The organism is Streptomyces sp. NPDC107562 (assembly GCF_055657325.1).
Map to the genome: position 1 here is coordinate 992699 of NZ_JBVKBE010000002.1, position 16637 is coordinate 1009335.

The following is a 16637-nucleotide window of genomic DNA, read 5'->3' on the forward strand; positions in this document are numbered from 1 at the left end:
AGCGCGTACGCGTGTGCGGGTACGAGTGATGAACGGCCGACCCGCGAGGCCGGGTTCCTCCTGAGCTCCCCCGTTCGGGTGAACTGACCTGCCCTCACAGCCGCTTGACCCCCTTGATGCGCCCGGCCCGGGCCACCCGTGCTCTGGCCGCCTTCACCTTCAGGCCCCCGAATCCGCCGCGCTGGCCTCCGATGCGCAGGCCGGTCCCGGAGGAGAGCCAGCCGCTGGAGATGTCGGTCGCCTTGGCCGACGAGCCGGCCTCCAGCGGGTTGTTGTCCGCGCGCCGGGCGAGCGCCATCAGCCCGGGGACGACGAAGGGGGCGAGCAGCAGGTCGTACAGGGCTGCGGTGAACAGCAGTCCGGGCAGGCCGACGTGGCGGGCGGCGGTGTCGCCGACGAGTGCGCCCACCCCGGCGTACAGCAGGGTGCTGCCGACCGCGGCGGCGACTACCACGGCCATCGGGCCGGTCGCCGACTTGAGCTGGCCGTTCTCCGGCTTGACCAGGCCCGCGAGGTAGCCGATGACGCAGAGCACCAGCGCGTAGCGGCCGGCGGCGTGGTCGGCGGGCGGGGCCAGGTCGGCGAGGAGTCCGGCGCCGAAGCCGATCAGGGCGCCGCCGACGTGTCCGTAGACCAGGGCGAGGGCCAGCACGGTGAGCAGTACCAGGTCGGGGACGGCGCCCGGGAGGTGCAGCCGGGCCAGCACGCTCACCTGGAGCACCAGGGCGACGACGACCAGTGTGGAGGAGAGCAGAATCCTGTTGAAGCGCATGGGTACAGCTCCCCCTACTGGTCTTCCTCTTGCTGGGACTGGCCGTCGTCGGGTGACGGGTCGTCGGTGGCCGAGTCGCTGTCGGTCGCCGCGTCGCCGTCCGTGGCCGCGTCACCGTCGGCGGACGCGTCGGCGTTCTCCGCGCCCGGGGTCACGGTCACCGTGACGGTGGGCGTCGGCGTGGGCTTGGGCTTGGCCGGCAGCACCGTGTCGCGCGGGTCCCGCTCGGGCGTCTGGACGACCACGCCGACGATGTCGAGCTTGCTGAAGCCGACGAACGGGGTGACGTACAGGGTGCGGGTCAGGCCGCCGCCGGAGGGGTCGACGCGGGAGACCACGCCGACCGGGACGCCGGGCACGAACGGCTTGTCGGCCTGCGAGCCGAAGGTGACCAGGCGGTCGCCCTTCTTGATCTGGGCCTTGCCGTTGAGGAGTTCGACGCGCAGCGGGCGGTCGCCCTGGCCGGAGGCGAAGCCGAGTTCGTCGCTGCCTTCCATACGGGTGCCGACGGTGAAGTCGGGGTCGCTGGCGAGCAGTACGGTCGCGGTGTTCGGGCCGACGGTGGTGACGCGGCCGACGAGGCCGTCGCCGTTGAGGACGGTCATGTCGCGCTTGATGCCGTCGTCGGCGCCGATGTCGATGGTGATGGTCCAGGAGAAGCCCTGGGCCGCTCCTATGGCGATGACCTCGGCGCCCTTGATGCCGTACTGCCCCTGACCGGCGATCTTCAGCATCTTGTCGAGCTGCTTCAGGCGGCTGCGGTTACGGTCGTCGCTGCCGAGCTTCGCCTTCAGATCGGCGTTCTGCCGCTCCAGTTCGGCGAGTCGGTCGTGCCGCTCGCCGGAGTCGCGGATCGCTGCGATCGCGTTGCCCACCGGGTCGACCGCGGACGACACGCCGTTCTCGACCGGGCCGAAGGCGGCGGCCGCGGCACCGCGGGCACCGTCGACCGGTGAATCCTCCCCGCCGCGAATGTCCACCGTGATCAGCGCGAACGCGATGGCGACCAGCAGCACCAGAAGCAGCCGGCTCTCTCGTGTGTCCCTCACGTGCGGCGGCCGTGCCCTTCCTCATAGGAATCCGGGAAATCGGGTGGCCCGCCGGGAATCCGAACGGCGGATTCCCACGGGCTGTTTGTGGCAGCTTATGCCTCTATATCAACGATCCGCCGTACGAGAGGCGATGGTCTCGTACGGCGGAATCGAAGAGTTACCTCATCTGCGCGGCTGGGCGTCCAGAACCTGCTGGAGTGCCTCGAACTCCTCGACGCACTTGCCGGACCCGAGCGCCACGCTGTCCAGCGGATCCTCGGCGATGTGGATCGGCATTCCGGTCTCCCGGCGCAACCGCTCGTCCAGGCCGCGCAGCATCGCGCCGCCGCCGGTCAGAACGATTCCGCGGTCCATGATGTCGCCGGACAGCTCGGGCGGGCACTTGTCGAGCGTCGTCTTCACCGCGTCCACGATCGCGTTCACGGGTTCCTCGATGGCCTTGCGCACTTCGGCGGCCGAGATGACGACGGTCTTGGGCAGCCCGGAGACGAGGTCCCGGCCGCGGATTTCGGTGTGCTCGTCGGAGTCGAGGTCGTACGCCGAACCGATCGTGATCTTGATCTGCTCGGCCGTGCGCTCACCCAGCAGGAGGGAGTACTCCTTCTTGATGTGCTGGATGATCGCGTTGTCCAGCTCGTCGCCCGCGACCCGGATGGACTGGGCGGTGACGATGCCGCCGAGGGAGATGACCGCGACCTCCGTGGTGCCGCCGCCGATGTCCACCACCATGTTGCCCGTGGCCTCGTGGACCGGCAGGCCGGAGCCGATGGCCGCGGCCATGGGCTCCTCGATGATGTGCACCTGACGGGCGCCGGCCTGGGACGACGCCTCGATGACGGCGCGGCGCTCGACGCCCGTGATGCCGGAGGGCACACAGACGACGACCCGCGGACGAGCCAGATAACGCCGCTTGTGGATCTTCAGGATGAAGTAGCGGAGCATCCGCTCGGTGATCTCGAAGTCGGCGATCACGCCGTCCTTCAGCGGACGGACGGCAACGATGTTGCCGGGCGTGCGCCCGATCATCTTCTTCGCTTCGGCACCGACCGCGAGGATGCCACCGGTGTTGGTGTTGATCGCGACGACGGACGGCTCGTTGAGTACGATCCCGCGACCCCTGACGTACACCAGCGTGTTGGCGGTCCCGAGGTCGACAGCCATGTCACGGCCGATGAACGACATTGAGTTCCCCATCAGGATTCGTCTGGCCTTCCCACGGAGCTTTTGAGGGCTTTTCAGGTCGGCGAGGTGGGTGCTGTGACGTGAAGGCTTCCATCGTAGACGCGCCTTCGCGAACACTGCGCGAGGGTCTTCGCCATTGTCATCAGATGGCGCGTCGCCTCGCTTGTGGAGACGGGCCATCGGGGGCACTCGTTCCCCCGATCGGCACGGATATGCGGCGGGACGGCCGGAAATGCGCGGCCGCCCCAGGTCAGACGGTTTGAAAAGGTGACGGTCCCTCAGAAGGACGCGCGGTGAATTCGTTCCGTTTCCGCGGCGGCGTGTCAGGCGCGCCCGGGGAAGAAGATCTTCACCTCACGCTCGGCCGACTCCTCGGAGTCGGACGCGTGGATCAGGTTCTCCCGGACGATGACGCCGTAGTCCCCGCGGATCGAGCCGGGCGCGGCGGCGATCGGGTCGGTCGGGCCGGCCAGCGCGCGGACCCCCTCGATGACCCGCTCGCCCTCGACGATCAGTGCCACGACCGGGCCGGACGCCATGAACGCGACCAGCGGCTCGTAGAAGGGCTTGCCCTTGTGCTCGCCGTAGTGCAGCTCCAGGGTCTCCTGGTCCAGGGTGCGCAGCTCCAGCGCGGTGATCCGCCAGTCCGCCTTGCGCTCGATGCGGCTGATGATCTCGCCGGTCAGGCCACGACGGACGGCGTCGGGCTTGAGCAGGACGAGGGTGCGCTGGGTCACGACGGGGCTCCTTCTGGGATCACGCGATGTGCGGGGTGATGAGGCTACAGGGCCCGACCGGGCCTTCGTCACGCAGTGTCAGCCTGGGCGGCGAATCGGGCCTTGGCCTCGTCGATCTTCCTGCCGTAGTGGACGGAAGCCCACCACAGCGCGGCGAACATCGCCCCCAGAAAGAACATCGTGGGGACGAAGAATCCGGAAGCAATGAGTCCGAGCTGGAGCGCCCAGCCCATGGCCACCCCGCCCGGCCGGGTCACCAGGCCGCACAGGACCAGGCACAGGAACATCGCGATGCCGCTGACCGTCCAGACCGTCGACATGGCCAGATCGGGGTCCTTCATCGCGACCAGACCGGCGAAGCCGATGACGAAGACCTCGCCGATGAGGGTCGAGGCGCAGAGCGTACGCATCGAGGGTCAGCCCCTTCCCAGCAGCAGTCGGGCCTCGCCGACGGTGATGACGGATCCGGTGACGAGGACGCCCCCGCCCGCGAACTCGCCCTCCTCCTCGGCCAGGGTGATCGCGGCCTCCAACGCGTCCGGCAGCCGTGGCTCCACCTGGACCCGGTCCTCGCCGAACACCTCGACGGCGACGCCCGCCAACTCGTCGGCGTCCATCGCGCGGTGGCTGGAGTTCTGGGTGACGACGACCTCCGCGAACACGGGCTCGAAGGCCTCCAGCAGCCCGCGTACGTCCTTGTCGCCACTGGCTCCGACGACCCCGATGAGCCGGCTGAACTGGAAGGCCTCACCGACCGCCTCGGCGACGGCGCGGGCGCCCGCAGGGTTGTGCGCGGCGTCGAGGACGACGGTGGGCGAGCGCCGTACGACCTCCAGGCGGCCCGGCGAGGAGACGGCGGCGAAGGCCTTGCGCACGGTGTCGAGGTTCAGCGACTCGGGCCGCTGCGCGCCGACGCCGAAGAACGCCTCCACCGCGGCCAGCGCGACGGCGGCGTTGTGCGCCTGGTGGGCGCCGTGCAGCGGCAGGAACACCTCGGGGTACTCGCCGCCGAGCCCGCGCAGCGTCAGCAGCTGGCCGCCGACGGCGACCTGCCGCGACACGACGCCGAACTCCAGCCCCTCACGGGCCACGGTCGCGTCGACGTCCACGGCCTTCTTCAGCAGCACCTGAGCGGCGTCGACCGGCTGCTGGGCCATGATCACGGTGGCGCCGGACTTGATGATCCCGGCCTTCTCACCGGCGATCTCGCCGGGCGTGCCGCCGAGGCGGTCGGTGTGGTCGAGGTCGATCGGCGTCACGACGGCGACGTCGGAGTCGATGACGTTGGTGGCGTCCCAGCTGCCGCCCATGCCCACCTCGACCACGGCGACGTCCACGGGCGCGTCGGCGAAGGCGGCGTACGCCATGCCGGTCAGCACCTCGAAGAACGACAGCCGGTAGTCCTGCTGGGCGTCGACCATCTCGACGTACGGCTTGATGTCCTGGTACGTCTCGATGAAGCGCTCGGCGGCGATCGGCGCTCCGTCGAGGCTGATCCGCTCGGTGACGGACTGCACGTGGGGTGAGGTGTACCGCCCGGTCCGCAGCTCGAAGGCGCCCAGCAGGGCCTCGATCATGCGTGCGGTGGAGGTCTTGCCGTTGGTGCCCGTGATGTGGATCGAGGGGTACGCCCGCTGCGGCTCGCCGAGCACGTCCATCAGCGCGGTGATGCGCGTGACGGACGGCTCCAGCTTGGTCTCGCCCCAGCGGGTCGCGAGCTCCGCCTCGACCTCACGCAGCGCCTTGTCCGTCTCGGGGTCCTCGGGGCGCGCCGGTACGTCGGGCTCCGGCGGGCCGCCCTGGGTGCGCAGGGTGCGGCTGCCTGCCTCGATGACCGCGAGGTCGGGGTCGCGCTCGGTTTCGGCGGCGATGATCTCGTCGAACGACTCGCCGGGGTCGGACTGGTCGCCGCTGTCGTGCGGGGGGAGCTCACTCACGGGGCCCAGTCTACGGAGGGGGGCCGACAGTGCGTGCGGGGGCGCTCTGCGGGGGCGGGGGGAGGGCGGGGTCGTCGTGCGGGTGCGGGTCGTGGGGGCTGGTCGCGCAGTTCCCCGCGCCCCTGCAGTCGGCACACGAACCCAGCGCCCCACAGAACCCCGCGCCCCAGAGGTCGGCGTGCGGCCCCCGCCCCGCACAGGCCCCGCGCTCTCGGGGTCGTCGTGCGGGTGCGGGTCGTGGGGGCTGGTCGCGCAGTTCCCCGCGCCCCTGCAGTCGGCACACGAACCCAGCGCCTCACAAAACCTTGCGCCCCTGCAGTCGGCACACGAACCCGGCGCCTCGCAGAACCCCGCGCCCCAGAAATCGGCGGGAGGCTCCCGGCGGGAAAGGTGCCGGGAGCCTCGGTCGTCACGGCTGCGGGAGGCGTTCCAGCTGGGACTGGATGCGGGCGATGTCCTCGTCCGCCTTGGCCAGCCGCGTGCGGATCTTGTCCACGACCGCGTCCGGTGCCTTGGCGAGGAACGCCTCGTTGCCGAGCTTCGCCGTGGCCTGGGCCTTCTCCTTCTCGGCGGCGGCGAGGTCCTTGGCGAGCCGCTTGCGCTCCGCCGCGACGTCGATCACGCCGGAGAGGTCCAGCGCGACCTCGACCCCCGCCACCGGCAGCGTCGCCGTCGCCGCGAAGCTCTCGCCCTCGGGCTGGAGTCGCAGCAGCTGGCGGATGGCCGGCTCGTGCGGGGCCAGCGCCGTGCTGCCGAGGCTGAGACGGGCCGGCACCCGCTGGCCGGGCTGGAGGCCCTGGTCGGCGCGGAAGCGGCGGACCTCGGTGATGACCGACTGGAGCGTCTCGATCTCCCGCTCCGCGTCCGCGTCACGGAAGCCGCTGTCGGCGGGCCATTCGGCGATGACGACCGACTCGCCGCCGGTCAGCGTCGTCCACAGCGTCTCCGTGACGAAGGGGACGACGGGGTGCAGCAGCCGCAGGGTGACGTCCAGGACCTCGCCGAGGACCCGCTTGCTGACCTCGGCCACCTCGCCGCCCGCCTGGAAGGTGGTCTTGGACAGCTCGACGTACCAGTCGAAGACCTCGTCCCAGGCGAAGTGGAACAGGGCGTCGGACAGCTTCGCGAACTGGTAGTCCTCGTAGTACGCGTCCACCTCGGCGACGACCGAGTTGAGGCGCGAGAGGATCCAGCGGTCGGTGGGGGACATCCTCGACGCGTCCGGCAGCGGGCCATCCACCGTCGCGCCGTTCATCAGTGCGAAGCGCGTGGCGTTCCAGATCTTGTTGGCGAAGTTGCGCGACCCCTGGACCCAGTCCTCGCCGATCGGGACGTCGACGCCGGGGTTGGCGCCGCGAGCCAGCGTGAAGCGCAGGGCGTCGCTGCCGTACTTGTCCATCCAGTCCAGTGGATTGACCACGTTCCCGAAGGACTTCGACATCTTCTTGCCGTTCTGGTCACGGACCATGCCGTGCAGCGCGATGGTGTGGAACGGCGGGGTGCCGTCCATCGCGTACAGCCCGAACATCATCATCCGGGCGACCCAGAAGAAGAGGATGTCGTAGCCGGTGACCAGGACGGAGTTCGGGTAGAACTTCGCGAGCGACTCGGTCTGCTCGGGCCAGCCCAGCGTGGAGAAGGGCCACAGGCCGGAGGAGAACCAGGTGTCGAGGACGTCGGAGTCCTGATGCCAGCCCGCACCGCTCGGCGGCTCCTCGTCGGGACCGACGCAGACGACCTCGCCCTGCGGGCCGTACCAGACCGGGATGCGGTGGCCCCACCACAACTGCCGCGAGATACACCAGTCGTGGAGGTTGTCGACCCAGTCGAAGTACCGCTTCTCCATCTCCTGCGGGTGGATCTTGACCTTGCCCTCGCGGACCGCGTCACCGGCGGCCTTGGCGAGCGGGCCGACCTTGACCCACCACTGCATGGACAGGCGCGGCTCGATCGTCGTCTTGCAGCGCGAGCAGTGCCCGACGGAGTGGACGTACGGGCGCTTCTCGGCGACGATCCGGCCCTCCGCGCGCAGCGCGGCGACGATGGCGGAGCGGGCCTCCAGCCGGTCCAGGCCCTGGAAGGGGCCGTGGGCGGTGATGACGGCGTGCTCGTCCATGACCGTGATGGCGGGCAGGTCGTGACGCTGGCCGATCTCGAAGTCGTTCGGGTCGTGCGCCGGGGTCACCTTGACGGCGCCCGTGCCGAACTCGGGGTCGACGTGCTCGTCCGCGACGACCGGGATGGAACGGTCGGTCAGCGGCAGCTTGATGAGCTTGCCGACCAGGTGCCTGTAGCGCTCGTCGTCGGGGTGGACGGCGACCGCGGTGTCACCGAGCATCGTCTCGGCGCGGGTGGTGGCGACGACGATGGTCTCGTCCCCGTCGCCGTACTTCATGGAGACGAGTTCGCCGTCGTCGTCCTGGTACTCGACCTCGATGTCGGAGATGGCGGTCAGACAGCGGGGGCACCAGTTGATGATGCGCTCGGCGCGGTAGATCAGCTCGTCGTCGTAGAGCCGCTTGAAGATGGTCTGGACGGCCTTCGACAGGCCCTCGTCCATGGTGAAGCGCTCGCGCGACCAGGCGACGGCGTCACCGAGGCGGCGCATCTGCCCGGAGATCTGCCCGCCGGACTCGGCCTTCCACTGCCAGACGCGCTCGACGAACGCCTCACGGCCGAGGTCGTGCCGGGACTTGCCCTCCTTGGCCAGCTCCCGCTCGACGACGTTCTGCGTGGCGATGCCGGCGTGGTCCATGCCGGGCTGCCACAGCGTCTCGTACCCCTGCATCCGCTTGCGGCGGGTCAGGGCGTCGATGAGGGTGTGCTCGAAGGCGTGCCCGAGGTGCAGGCTGCCCGTGACGTTCGGCGGCGGGATGACGACGGTGAACGGCGGCTTGTCGCTCTTCGCGTCCGCCTCGAAGTAACCCCGCTCCACCCAGCGCTCGTACAGCGGCCCCTCTACGTCGGCCGGCGCGTACTGGGTCGGCAGTTCGGTGTGGGGCGCTGGTGGCTGCTGCTGAGCGTTCTCGGTCACCCGCTCAGTTTAGGGGTGTCACCGGGTGGTCCCGAAACACGATTCTTGTGTAACGGTGAGGGCCCCGATGCGGTGCGTTTCCTGTGACTGCGCCAGGATGTCGTGAACACATAAGCATCTGGAGGGGAACCCAGGAATGAGCTACAACCAGCCGGGCCCGTACGGCGGGCAGCCCCAGCAGCCCGGTCCGTACGGCCAGCCGGGTCCGTACGGCCAGCAGCCGCAGGCCCCCCAGCCCGGCTACGGCTACCCCCAGCAGCCCGGCCAGCCGCAGCCGGGGTACGGCTACCCGCAGCAGCCTCCGCAGGGCGTCCCGCCCCAGACCCCGCCGTACGGCCAGCCGCCCTACGGCCAGGCCCCCTACGGCGCCCCGATGCCGCCGGCCCCGGGTGGCGGCAAGAAGAAGACCGGCCTCATCATCGGCGCCGTCGCGGTCGTCGCGGCGATCGCGGTGGGCGCGTACTTCGTGATCGGCGGGGGCGGCGGCGCGGGCGTCGAGGACGACGGCGCGCACAAGGTGGCGACCCCGGAGACCGTGCTCTCCGACTACAAGCGCGTCTCCGACGACGGCGCGAGCGCCGGTGACGACTCGGTGGCCGAGCTGGAGAAGAGCGGCGTCAAGAACGCCAAGACGGTGCTCGGCATCTACTCGACCGCGGACCTGACGGGTTACGACCCCTCCGACCCGAGCACCGCGCCCGACCCGAGCGAGCTCGCCAACGCCAAGGGCCTCACGTTCGCCGGTGCCTACGGCGACATCGCGGACCCGGAGCAGGCCCTCGACACGTTCTTCGCCAACTTCAAGAAGTCGGCCGAGGAGGACACCTCCAGCGACCCGAGCACCCCGAAGACCGAACTGGTCGGGGAGCCCGAGGAGGCCGACCTGGACGGCGCCTACATGAAGTGCCAGGCGGCCAAGGGCACCGACCCGGCGACCAAGAAGGAGAAGACCGACTGGTTCTGCGCCTGGGCGGACTACAGCACCATCGTCATGGTCTCCCCCGGTGACACCACCAAGGGCGTGACGAAGGACATCGCGATCGACCTCACCTCGAAGCTGCGCCCCGAGATCCGCGTCAAGGCCTGACGTCGTCCCAACCGAGAAGGGGCCCCGGTCGGTTGACCGGGGCCCCTTCTCGTGTGTCGTGCTCCGCGGGCTACGCGGACTTCTGCTCGCCCGGGCCCCGCCCCCGCGCGTCGCGCGGGATCAGGGTCGGGTTGACGTTGGAGTGGACGACGTCCGCCGTGACGACGACGCGGGCGACGTCCTTGCGGGACGGGACCTCGTACATCACGGACATCAGGACTTCCTCCATGATGGCGCGCAGGCCGCGGGCGCCGGTCTGGCGGAGGATGGCCTGGTCGGCGATGGCCTCCAGGGCCTCGCGCTCGAAGTCCAGCTCCACGCCGTCGAGTTCGAAGAGGCGCTGGTACTGCTTCACCAGGGCGTTGCGCGGCTCGACCAGGATCTGGAGCAGGGCCTCGCGGTCGAGGTTGTGGACCGAGGTGATGACGGGCAGCCGGCCGATGAACTCGGGGATCATGCCGAACTTGACCAGGTCCTCCGGCATGACGTCCTGGAACTGGTCCTTGGCCTCCAGCTCGCGCTTGGAGCGGATCGTCGCGCCGAAGCCGATGCCCTTCGCGCCGGCCCGGGACTCGATGATCTTCTCCAGTCCGGCGAAGGCGCCGCCCACGATGAACAGCACGTTCGTCGTGTCGATCTGGATGAACTCCTGGTGCGGGTGCTTGCGTCCGCCCTGCGGCGGCACGGAGGCGGTGGTCCCCTCCAGGATCTTCAGCAGGGCCTGCTGCACGCCCTCGCCGCTCACGTCCCGGGTGATGGACGGGTTTTCACTCTTCCGCGCGACCTTGTCGATCTCGTCGATGTAGATGATCCCGGTCTCGGCCTTCTTGACGTCGTAGTCGGCCGCCTGGATCAGCTTCAGCAGGATGTTCTCGACGTCCTCGCCGACGTAGCCCGCCTCCGTGAGCGCCGTCGCGTCGGCGATGGCGAACGGGACGTTCAGCATCCGCGCCAGGGTCTGGGCGAGGAGGGTCTTGCCGGAGCCCGTCGGGCCCAGCAGCAGGATGTTCGACTTCGCCAACTCGATGGCGTCGTCGCGGCCTTGGGCGCCGCCGTTCTCCCCGGCCTGGACGCGCTTGTAGTGGTTGTAGACGGCGACGGAGAGGGCCTTCTTCGCCGCCTCCTGGCCGACCACGTACCCCTCGAGGAACTCGTAGATCTCACGGGGCTTGGGCAGCTCCTCCCAGCGCACCTCGCTGGTCTCCGCGAGCTCTTCCTCGATGATCTCGTTGCAGAGATCGATGCACTCGTCGCAGATGTACACACCGGGGCCTGCGATGAGCTTCTTGACCTGCTTCTGGCTCTTGCCGCAGAACGAGCACTTGAGCAGATCGCCGCCGTCACCGATGCGTGCCACGGTGTGCTTCCCCTTCGCCTGGGAGACGACTGGACACCTGGTCCAGCGTCTCCTGGTGCTGCCTTATGTCCGACGGTACCTTGCCGAGCCCCCCGTTCGGGCCCCCCTTGGCACGGTTCACTTTGACGTGCACCTTGCCACGCACAGTGTCACACCGTGCCAAGGAGCGGCGTACATTACCCGATCCGCGTCAGCGGACCGTCGAGTTGTTCATCTTGCGCGTCGAGATGATCTGGTCGATCAGGCCGTACTCCAGCGCGTCCTCGGCCGTGAGGATCTTGTCGCGCTCGATGTCCTCACGGATCTTCTCGATCGACTGGGTGGAGTGCTTGGACAGCATCTCCTCCAGCTGCGAGCGCATCCGCAGGATCTCGTTCGCGGCGATCTCCAGGTCGGAGACCTGACCCCGGCCGGTCTCGCTGTACGGCTGGTGGATCAGGACGCGCGCGTTCGGCAGCGCCATGCGCTTGCCGGGTGTACCGGCGGCCAGCAGCACGGCCGCGGCGGAGGCCGCCTGGCCCATGCAGACCGTCTGGACGTCCGGCTTCACGAACTGCATCGTGTCGTAGATCGCCGTCAGCGCGGTGAAGGAACCGCCGGGGCTGTTGATGTAGACCGAGATGTCCCGGTCGGGGTCCATCGACTCCAGGCACAGCAGCTGCGCCATGACGTCGTTGGCGGAGGCGTCGTCGATCTGGACGCCGAGGAAGATCACGCGCTCCTCGAAGAGCTTCGCGTACGGGTCGTACTCACGAATGCCCTGGGAGGTGCGCTCCACGAAGCGCGGGATGACGTAGCGGGACTCGGCCTGCGGGCCGGTGTACTCGGCGCGCGTACGGTCGTAGAGGCCGCTGCCGGGGAAGTCGTTCACGGTGTCTCCTGAAGGGGGCTGGGGCGATGGCTGGGGCGCTGGGCGGCTCACGGGGCCCTGGAGGGCCCCGTAGGCCGCTAGGAGGCCGCCCCGGTGCCGCCGCCGCCCGGCATGCCGGCAGCCGTGGGGATGACGTCGTCGATGAGGCCGTACTCCTTGGCCTCGAAGGCGTCGAACCAGCGGTCGCGGTCCGAGTCACGGGTGATCTGCTCGACCGACTGGCCGGTGTGCTGGGAGGTCAGCTCGGCCATGCGCTTCTTGGTGTGCAGCAGCCGCTCGGCGTGGATCTTGATGTCCGAGGCCGAGCCGGCGAGTCCGGCGGACGGCTGGTGGATCAGGATCTCGGCGTTCGGCAGCGCGAAGCGCTTGCCGGGCGTGCCCGCGCTGAGCAGGAACTGCCCCATCGAGGCCGCGAGGCCCATGGCGATGGTCACCACGTCGTTCTTGATGAACTGCATGGTGTCGTAGATCGCCATACCGGCCGTGATCGAGCCGCCGGGGCTGTTGATGTAGAGGTAGATGTCCTTGTCCGGGTCGGCGGCAAGGAGCAGCAGCTGTGCGGTGATCTTGTTGGCGATGTCGTCGTCGACCGGCTGGCCGAGGAAGATGATCCGCTCGCCGAGCAGCCGGTTGTAGACCTGGTCGCCGAGGCCGCCACCGATGGAGGGCTCGCCGGCGGCGGAGGGCATCAGATTCGTCACGTATCCACCTGCTCGTCTTGCGACGGCGCGGGGCCGTCTCACGTGTCGTATTCATGGACCCTAACGCGCGGGTCCCTTCGGGGAATCCCGGAGACGGGAGTGTTCGCCGGGGGCGTAGCGACGCGCGTCGGGGGTGTGGCGACGCGGGCCGGGGGGCGGCCGTACGGCAAAGGGCCCCGGGCATGATCGTCCCGGGGCCCTCGCTACGACTGCTTACGCCTCGTCGCCCTTCTTGTCACCCTCGGTGACCTCGGCGGACTCGGACTCGGCGGCCTCGGCGGTCTCGCCGGCCTCGTCCTCCTCGTCGTCCAGGTCGACGATCTCGCCGTTGGTGTCCTTGACCGTGGCGGACTCGACGACGACCGCGAGGGCCTTGCCGCGCGCGACCTCGCCGACCAGGAGCGGAACCTGGCCCTGCTCGACGACGGCCTGGGCGAACTGGTCGGGGGACATGCCGGAGGAGGCGGCCCGGCGCATCAGGTGCTCGGTGAGCTCGTCCTGGCTGACGTTGAGCTTCTCCTGCTTGACCAGCTCGTCGAGGACGAACTGGGTCTTGATGCCCTTGACCGCGGCCTCGCGGGTCTCGGTCTCGAACTCCTCGGCGGTCTTGCCCTGGATCTCCAGGTACTTGTCGAGGTCGAGGCCCATCTGGCCGAGCTGGTGGTGCTCCAGGTTGTGCTTGCGGGTGTTGATCTCGTCCTCGAGCAGCTTCTCGGGGACGGGCACCTCGACGAGCTCCAGCAGCTTCTCCAGCACGCGCTCCTGGGCCTGCGTGGCCTGGTCGAACTGCTTCATGTTCTCCAGGCGCTTGCGGCTGTCGGCCTTCAGCTCGTCCAGCGTGTCGAACTCGGAGGCGAGCTGCGCGAACTCGTCGTCCAGCTCAGGCAGTTCACGCTTGGCGACCTGGGTGACCTTGACGGTGACCTCGGCCTCCTGGCCGGCCGCGGAGCCGCCCTTGAGCTCGGAGGTGAAGGTGGCCTCGCCACCGGCCTCCACGCCCGTCACGGCCTCGTCGATGCCGTCCAGCAGCTCACCGGAGCCGATCGTGTAGGAGACACCGCTCGCGATGCCGTCCTCCAGGACCTCACCGCCGACCTTGGCCTCCAGGTCGATGGTGACGACGTCGCCGTCCTCGGCGGCGCGCTCCACCGGGGTGGTGGAGGCGAAGCGCTCACGCAGCTGCTCGACCGACTTGTCGATGTCCTCTTCGGTGACCTCGACGGCGTCGACCTCGACCTCGATGCCGGAGTAGTCCGGGATCTCGATGGCCGGGCGGACGTCCACCTCGGCGGTGAAGGACAGCAGCTCGTTGTCCTTCAGCTCGGTGATGTCGACCTCGGGCTGGCCCAGCACGTTGAGCTCGGCCTCGTTGACCGCCTCCGTGTAGAACTTCGGAAGCGCGTCGTTGACGGCCTCCTCCAGCACGGCACCGCGGCCGAACCGCTGGTCGATGACCCGGGCGGGGATCTTGCCCTTGCGGAAACCCTTCACCGTGACCTGCTGGTTGATCTTCTTGTACGCCGCGTCGAGGCTGTCCTTGAGCTCCTCGAAGGGCACCTCGACAGTGAGCCGAACCCGGGTCGGGTTCAGGTTCTCCACGGCGCTCTTCACGGTTCGGTCTCCTTGTGGCTGACTTCTGGGGTTCTGCCGGCGCCCGACGGGCCCGGCGGATGTGGCCGCCCGGAGGACTATCAGTGGACCATCAGTGATGAGACGCACGGGCGTGCAGCTTGCATAGTAACGGCAGCGGCTACACGGCCCAAAAGGCGATCACGTGTGGTGATCGGGTGACTGGTCGGGGTGGCGGGATTTGAACCCACGGCCTTCCGCTCCCAAAGCGGACGCGCTACCAAGCTGCGCCACACCCCGTCTGGTGCGACACGTAGGGTACATGCCCGCAGGCAGCGGAGCTGCCGCTTTCCCTGGCACGGTGCGATGTCGGCGTCCGTGCGGAGCGGGGTGTGCGGCGAGGGGGGCCGACCCGCTAGGATGCCTCCAGTGCCGCGGTCCACTGACCTGCGGCGCGTTGTGCGCGGGCGTAGCTCAATGGTAGAGCCCCAGTCTTCCAAACTGGCTACGCGGGTTCGATTCCCGTCGCCCGCTCTGTCGCCTCAGGGCCCGGCAGGAGGTTCACCCTCCTGCCGGGCCCTGAGGCGTTCCCGGACCGCTCCTCGACCACCGGTCGACGTCAGAAGCTGATCGAGTTGATCGTCTCCGCTATCGAGTCGAGAAAGCGGTTGATCGACGGGGCCATCCCGGTCGAGGCGAGGAAGAAGCCGAAGAGGATCGCCACTACGGCGGGTCCCGCCTTGATCGAGCCCCCTCGCATCATCACCACCAGGATGATCGCCAACAGCAGCACCACTGACAGTGAAATGGCCACAACTGATCACACCCTCGGTCGGTCCGCTCTCCCGGCCGGGGCCACGTGCCCGCGCAACCCCCGCCAGAACCATCGTGCCACCAACAGGCCTCCCCTATGCGGCGCGTGACGTAACGCAGACCACAGCCGCGCCGCACCCCGGCGTGTTCCGCCATGCCCCGCACGCCCACCGCGTGCGCCCCGTAAGGGAATTGACAAGCCGCCGTCGCGGGAATTCAACCTGATCGTTTCCACACCCACACAACGTCACCCACAACCCGCACGCACTTATTTCCAATTGCCCGATTTCTCGTTTTTCCGAGGTATCTCAGCACCTAAACGAAGGTGACCGGCGACTGAACCCGGAATGACGTGGAGAGTTTTACGGCAACCCTGGGGCGGGGCTAGGGTGCCTCAGATGTCTCAGGCACAGGTCACACAGCGCGATGCCTTCTTCGACAACGCCAAATACCTGGCGATCGTCCTGGTGGCGGTGGCTCACTCATGGGAGCCGCTGAAGGAGGACAGCCGGGTCCTGGAAGGCGTGTACCACGTGGTGTACGCCTTCCACATGCCGGCGTTCATCATCATCTCCGGCTATTTCTCGCGCAGTTTCGACATGCGCCCCGACCGCTTGAAAAGACTGGTCACCGGCGTCGCCGTGCCGTATGTCATCTTCGAGACCGCTTATCCGCTCTTCAAGCGGGTCGTGGACGACGATCCGGGTCAGGACATCAGTCTGCTGGACCCCTGGTATCTGACCTGGTTCCTGGTCGCGCTGTTCGTCTGGCGGCTCACCACTCCCCTGTGGAATCTGGTGCGTTGGCCGCTGCCCCTCGCGCTCGGCATCGCCATGCTGGCCTCCCTCTCCCCGTCGATCGGGGAGGACCTCGACCTCCAGCGGGTGCTCCAGTTTCTGCCGTACTTCGTGCTGGGCCTGTGCATGAAGCCCGAGCACTTCCACCTGGTGCGCCGGCGGTCGGTGCGGATCCTGGCGGTGCCGGTGTTCGCGGTCGCGCTCGCGGTCGGCTGGTGGACGGTGCCACGGATGGGCACCGGATGGTTCTTCCACCGGGACGCCGCCCAGCAGATGGGCGCGCCCTGGTGGGTCGGTCCGGTGATGGTGCTCGCGATGTTCGGCTGCTCGCTGCTGCTGACCGCCTGCTTCTTCGCCTGGGTGCCGGGCCGGCGGATGTGGTTCACGGCACTGGGCGCGGGCACCCTCTACGGCTATCTGCTGCACGGCTTCCTGGTGAAGGCCGGTGAGTACCGCGGCTGGTTCGAGCCCGCCTGGCTGCACCGGCCGTCCGGCCAGATCCTCGTCAGCGCGCTCGCGGCGGTCGCCGTGACGCTGCTGTGCACCGGGCCGGTGCAGCGCGCCTTCCGGTTCGCCATGGAGCCGAAGATGGCCTGGGCGTTCCGGCAGGACCCGGCCCAGGGGGCGCGGGAGCGGGAGAAGGCGGCGCGCGAGGCCGCGGAGAGGTCCCCGGACGCCCGGGCGGAGAAGGGGCGGGAGAAGTCTCCCGTGGGATGAGGGCGCAGGGC

The 16637-nt window shown here is 69.0% G+C and carries 14 protein-coding genes and 2 tRNA genes; 3 read left to right on the forward strand and 13 right to left on the reverse strand.

All coding sequences use genetic code 11. From position 1 onward, the window contains the following. Positions 1–94: 94 nt before the first annotated feature. The 7 genes from mreD to ACZ7LV_RS10315 form a co-directional block, all read right to left on the reverse strand. Complete coding sequence (gene mreD, locus ACZ7LV_RS10285; protein ID WP_471937712.1) at positions 95–772, reverse strand: rod shape-determining protein MreD; 678 nt, start codon at positions 770–772, stop codon at positions 95–97. Between the two features lie 14 nt (positions 773–786). Further along, complete coding sequence (mreC, locus tag ACZ7LV_RS10290; RefSeq protein ID WP_471937714.1) at positions 787–1821, reverse strand: rod shape-determining protein MreC; 1035 nt, start codon at positions 1819–1821, stop codon at positions 787–789. Positions 1822–1986: 165 nt separating this feature from the next. Beyond that, positions 1987–3006: a rod shape-determining protein gene (locus tag ACZ7LV_RS10295; RefSeq protein WP_365452312.1), complete on the reverse strand. Its 1020-nt coding sequence runs from the start codon at positions 3004–3006 to the stop codon at positions 1987–1989. A 323-nt stretch (positions 3007–3329) separates the two neighbouring features. Further along, positions 3330–3743 (reverse strand): nucleoside-diphosphate kinase, encoded by a 414-nt coding sequence (gene ndk / locus ACZ7LV_RS10300; RefSeq protein ID WP_401677198.1) that lies wholly within the window; start codon positions 3741–3743, stop codon positions 3330–3332. Between the two features lie 68 nt (positions 3744–3811). After that, positions 3812–4153: a DUF4233 domain-containing protein gene (locus ACZ7LV_RS10305; protein WP_365452308.1), complete on the reverse strand. Its 342-nt coding sequence runs from the start codon at positions 4151–4153 to the stop codon at positions 3812–3814. A 6-nt stretch (positions 4154–4159) separates the two neighbouring features. Further along, entirely contained in the window at positions 4160–5680 is a 1521-nt protein-coding gene (gene folC, locus ACZ7LV_RS10310) for a bifunctional tetrahydrofolate synthase/dihydrofolate synthase (RefSeq protein WP_471937717.1), read from the reverse strand. Between the two features lie 409 nt (positions 5681–6089). Then, complete coding sequence (locus tag ACZ7LV_RS10315; protein ID WP_471937719.1) at positions 6090–8714, reverse strand: valine--tRNA ligase; 2625 nt, start codon at positions 8712–8714, stop codon at positions 6090–6092. A gap of 136 nt (positions 8715–8850) precedes the next feature. On the opposite strand from ACZ7LV_RS10315, the gene ACZ7LV_RS10320 reads away from it, so the two are divergent. Then, on the forward strand, positions 8851–9801 hold the full coding sequence (locus ACZ7LV_RS10320) for a hypothetical protein (RefSeq protein WP_471937721.1): 951 nt from the start codon (positions 8851–8853) through the stop codon (positions 9799–9801). A gap of 70 nt (positions 9802–9871) precedes the next feature. Here the strand turns inward: ACZ7LV_RS10320 and clpX are convergent, their stop codons facing one another. The 5 genes from clpX to ACZ7LV_RS10345 form a co-directional block, all read right to left on the reverse strand. Further along, complete coding sequence (gene clpX, locus ACZ7LV_RS10325) at positions 9872–11158, reverse strand: ATP-dependent Clp protease ATP-binding subunit ClpX (protein ID WP_401677206.1); 1287 nt, start codon at positions 11156–11158, stop codon at positions 9872–9874. Between the two features lie 190 nt (positions 11159–11348). Beyond that, entirely contained in the window at positions 11349–12029 is a 681-nt protein-coding gene (locus ACZ7LV_RS10330; RefSeq protein WP_401677208.1) for an ATP-dependent Clp protease proteolytic subunit, read from the reverse strand. 77 nt (positions 12030–12106) lie between these two features. Next, entirely contained in the window at positions 12107–12718 is a 612-nt protein-coding gene (locus ACZ7LV_RS10335; protein ID WP_365452364.1) for an ATP-dependent Clp protease proteolytic subunit, read from the reverse strand. A 225-nt stretch (positions 12719–12943) separates the two neighbouring features. After that, positions 12944–14341 (reverse strand): trigger factor, encoded by a 1398-nt coding sequence (gene tig / locus ACZ7LV_RS10340; RefSeq protein WP_471937723.1) that lies wholly within the window; start codon positions 14339–14341, stop codon positions 12944–12946. 181 nt (positions 14342–14522) lie between these two features. Further along, positions 14523–14599 (reverse strand) — tRNA-Pro (locus ACZ7LV_RS10345). Between the two features lie 163 nt (positions 14600–14762). Between ACZ7LV_RS10345 and ACZ7LV_RS10350 the strand changes: the two genes are divergently transcribed. Beyond that, positions 14763–14833, forward strand: a tRNA-Gly gene (locus ACZ7LV_RS10350). An 85-nt stretch (positions 14834–14918) separates the two neighbouring features. Here the strand turns inward: ACZ7LV_RS10350 and ACZ7LV_RS10355 are convergent. Beyond that, the gene (locus ACZ7LV_RS10355; RefSeq protein WP_189698436.1) at positions 14919–15113 is read right to left on the reverse strand and encodes a hypothetical protein; all 195 of its coding nucleotides are present in this window, start codon (positions 15111–15113) and stop codon (positions 14919–14921) included. A gap of 397 nt (positions 15114–15510) precedes the next feature. On the opposite strand from ACZ7LV_RS10355, the gene ACZ7LV_RS10360 reads away from it, so the two are divergent. Then, positions 15511–16626: an acyltransferase family protein gene (locus tag ACZ7LV_RS10360; RefSeq protein WP_471937725.1), complete on the forward strand. Its 1116-nt coding sequence runs from the start codon at positions 15511–15513 to the stop codon at positions 16624–16626. The last annotated feature ends 11 nt before the right edge of the window (positions 16627–16637 follow it).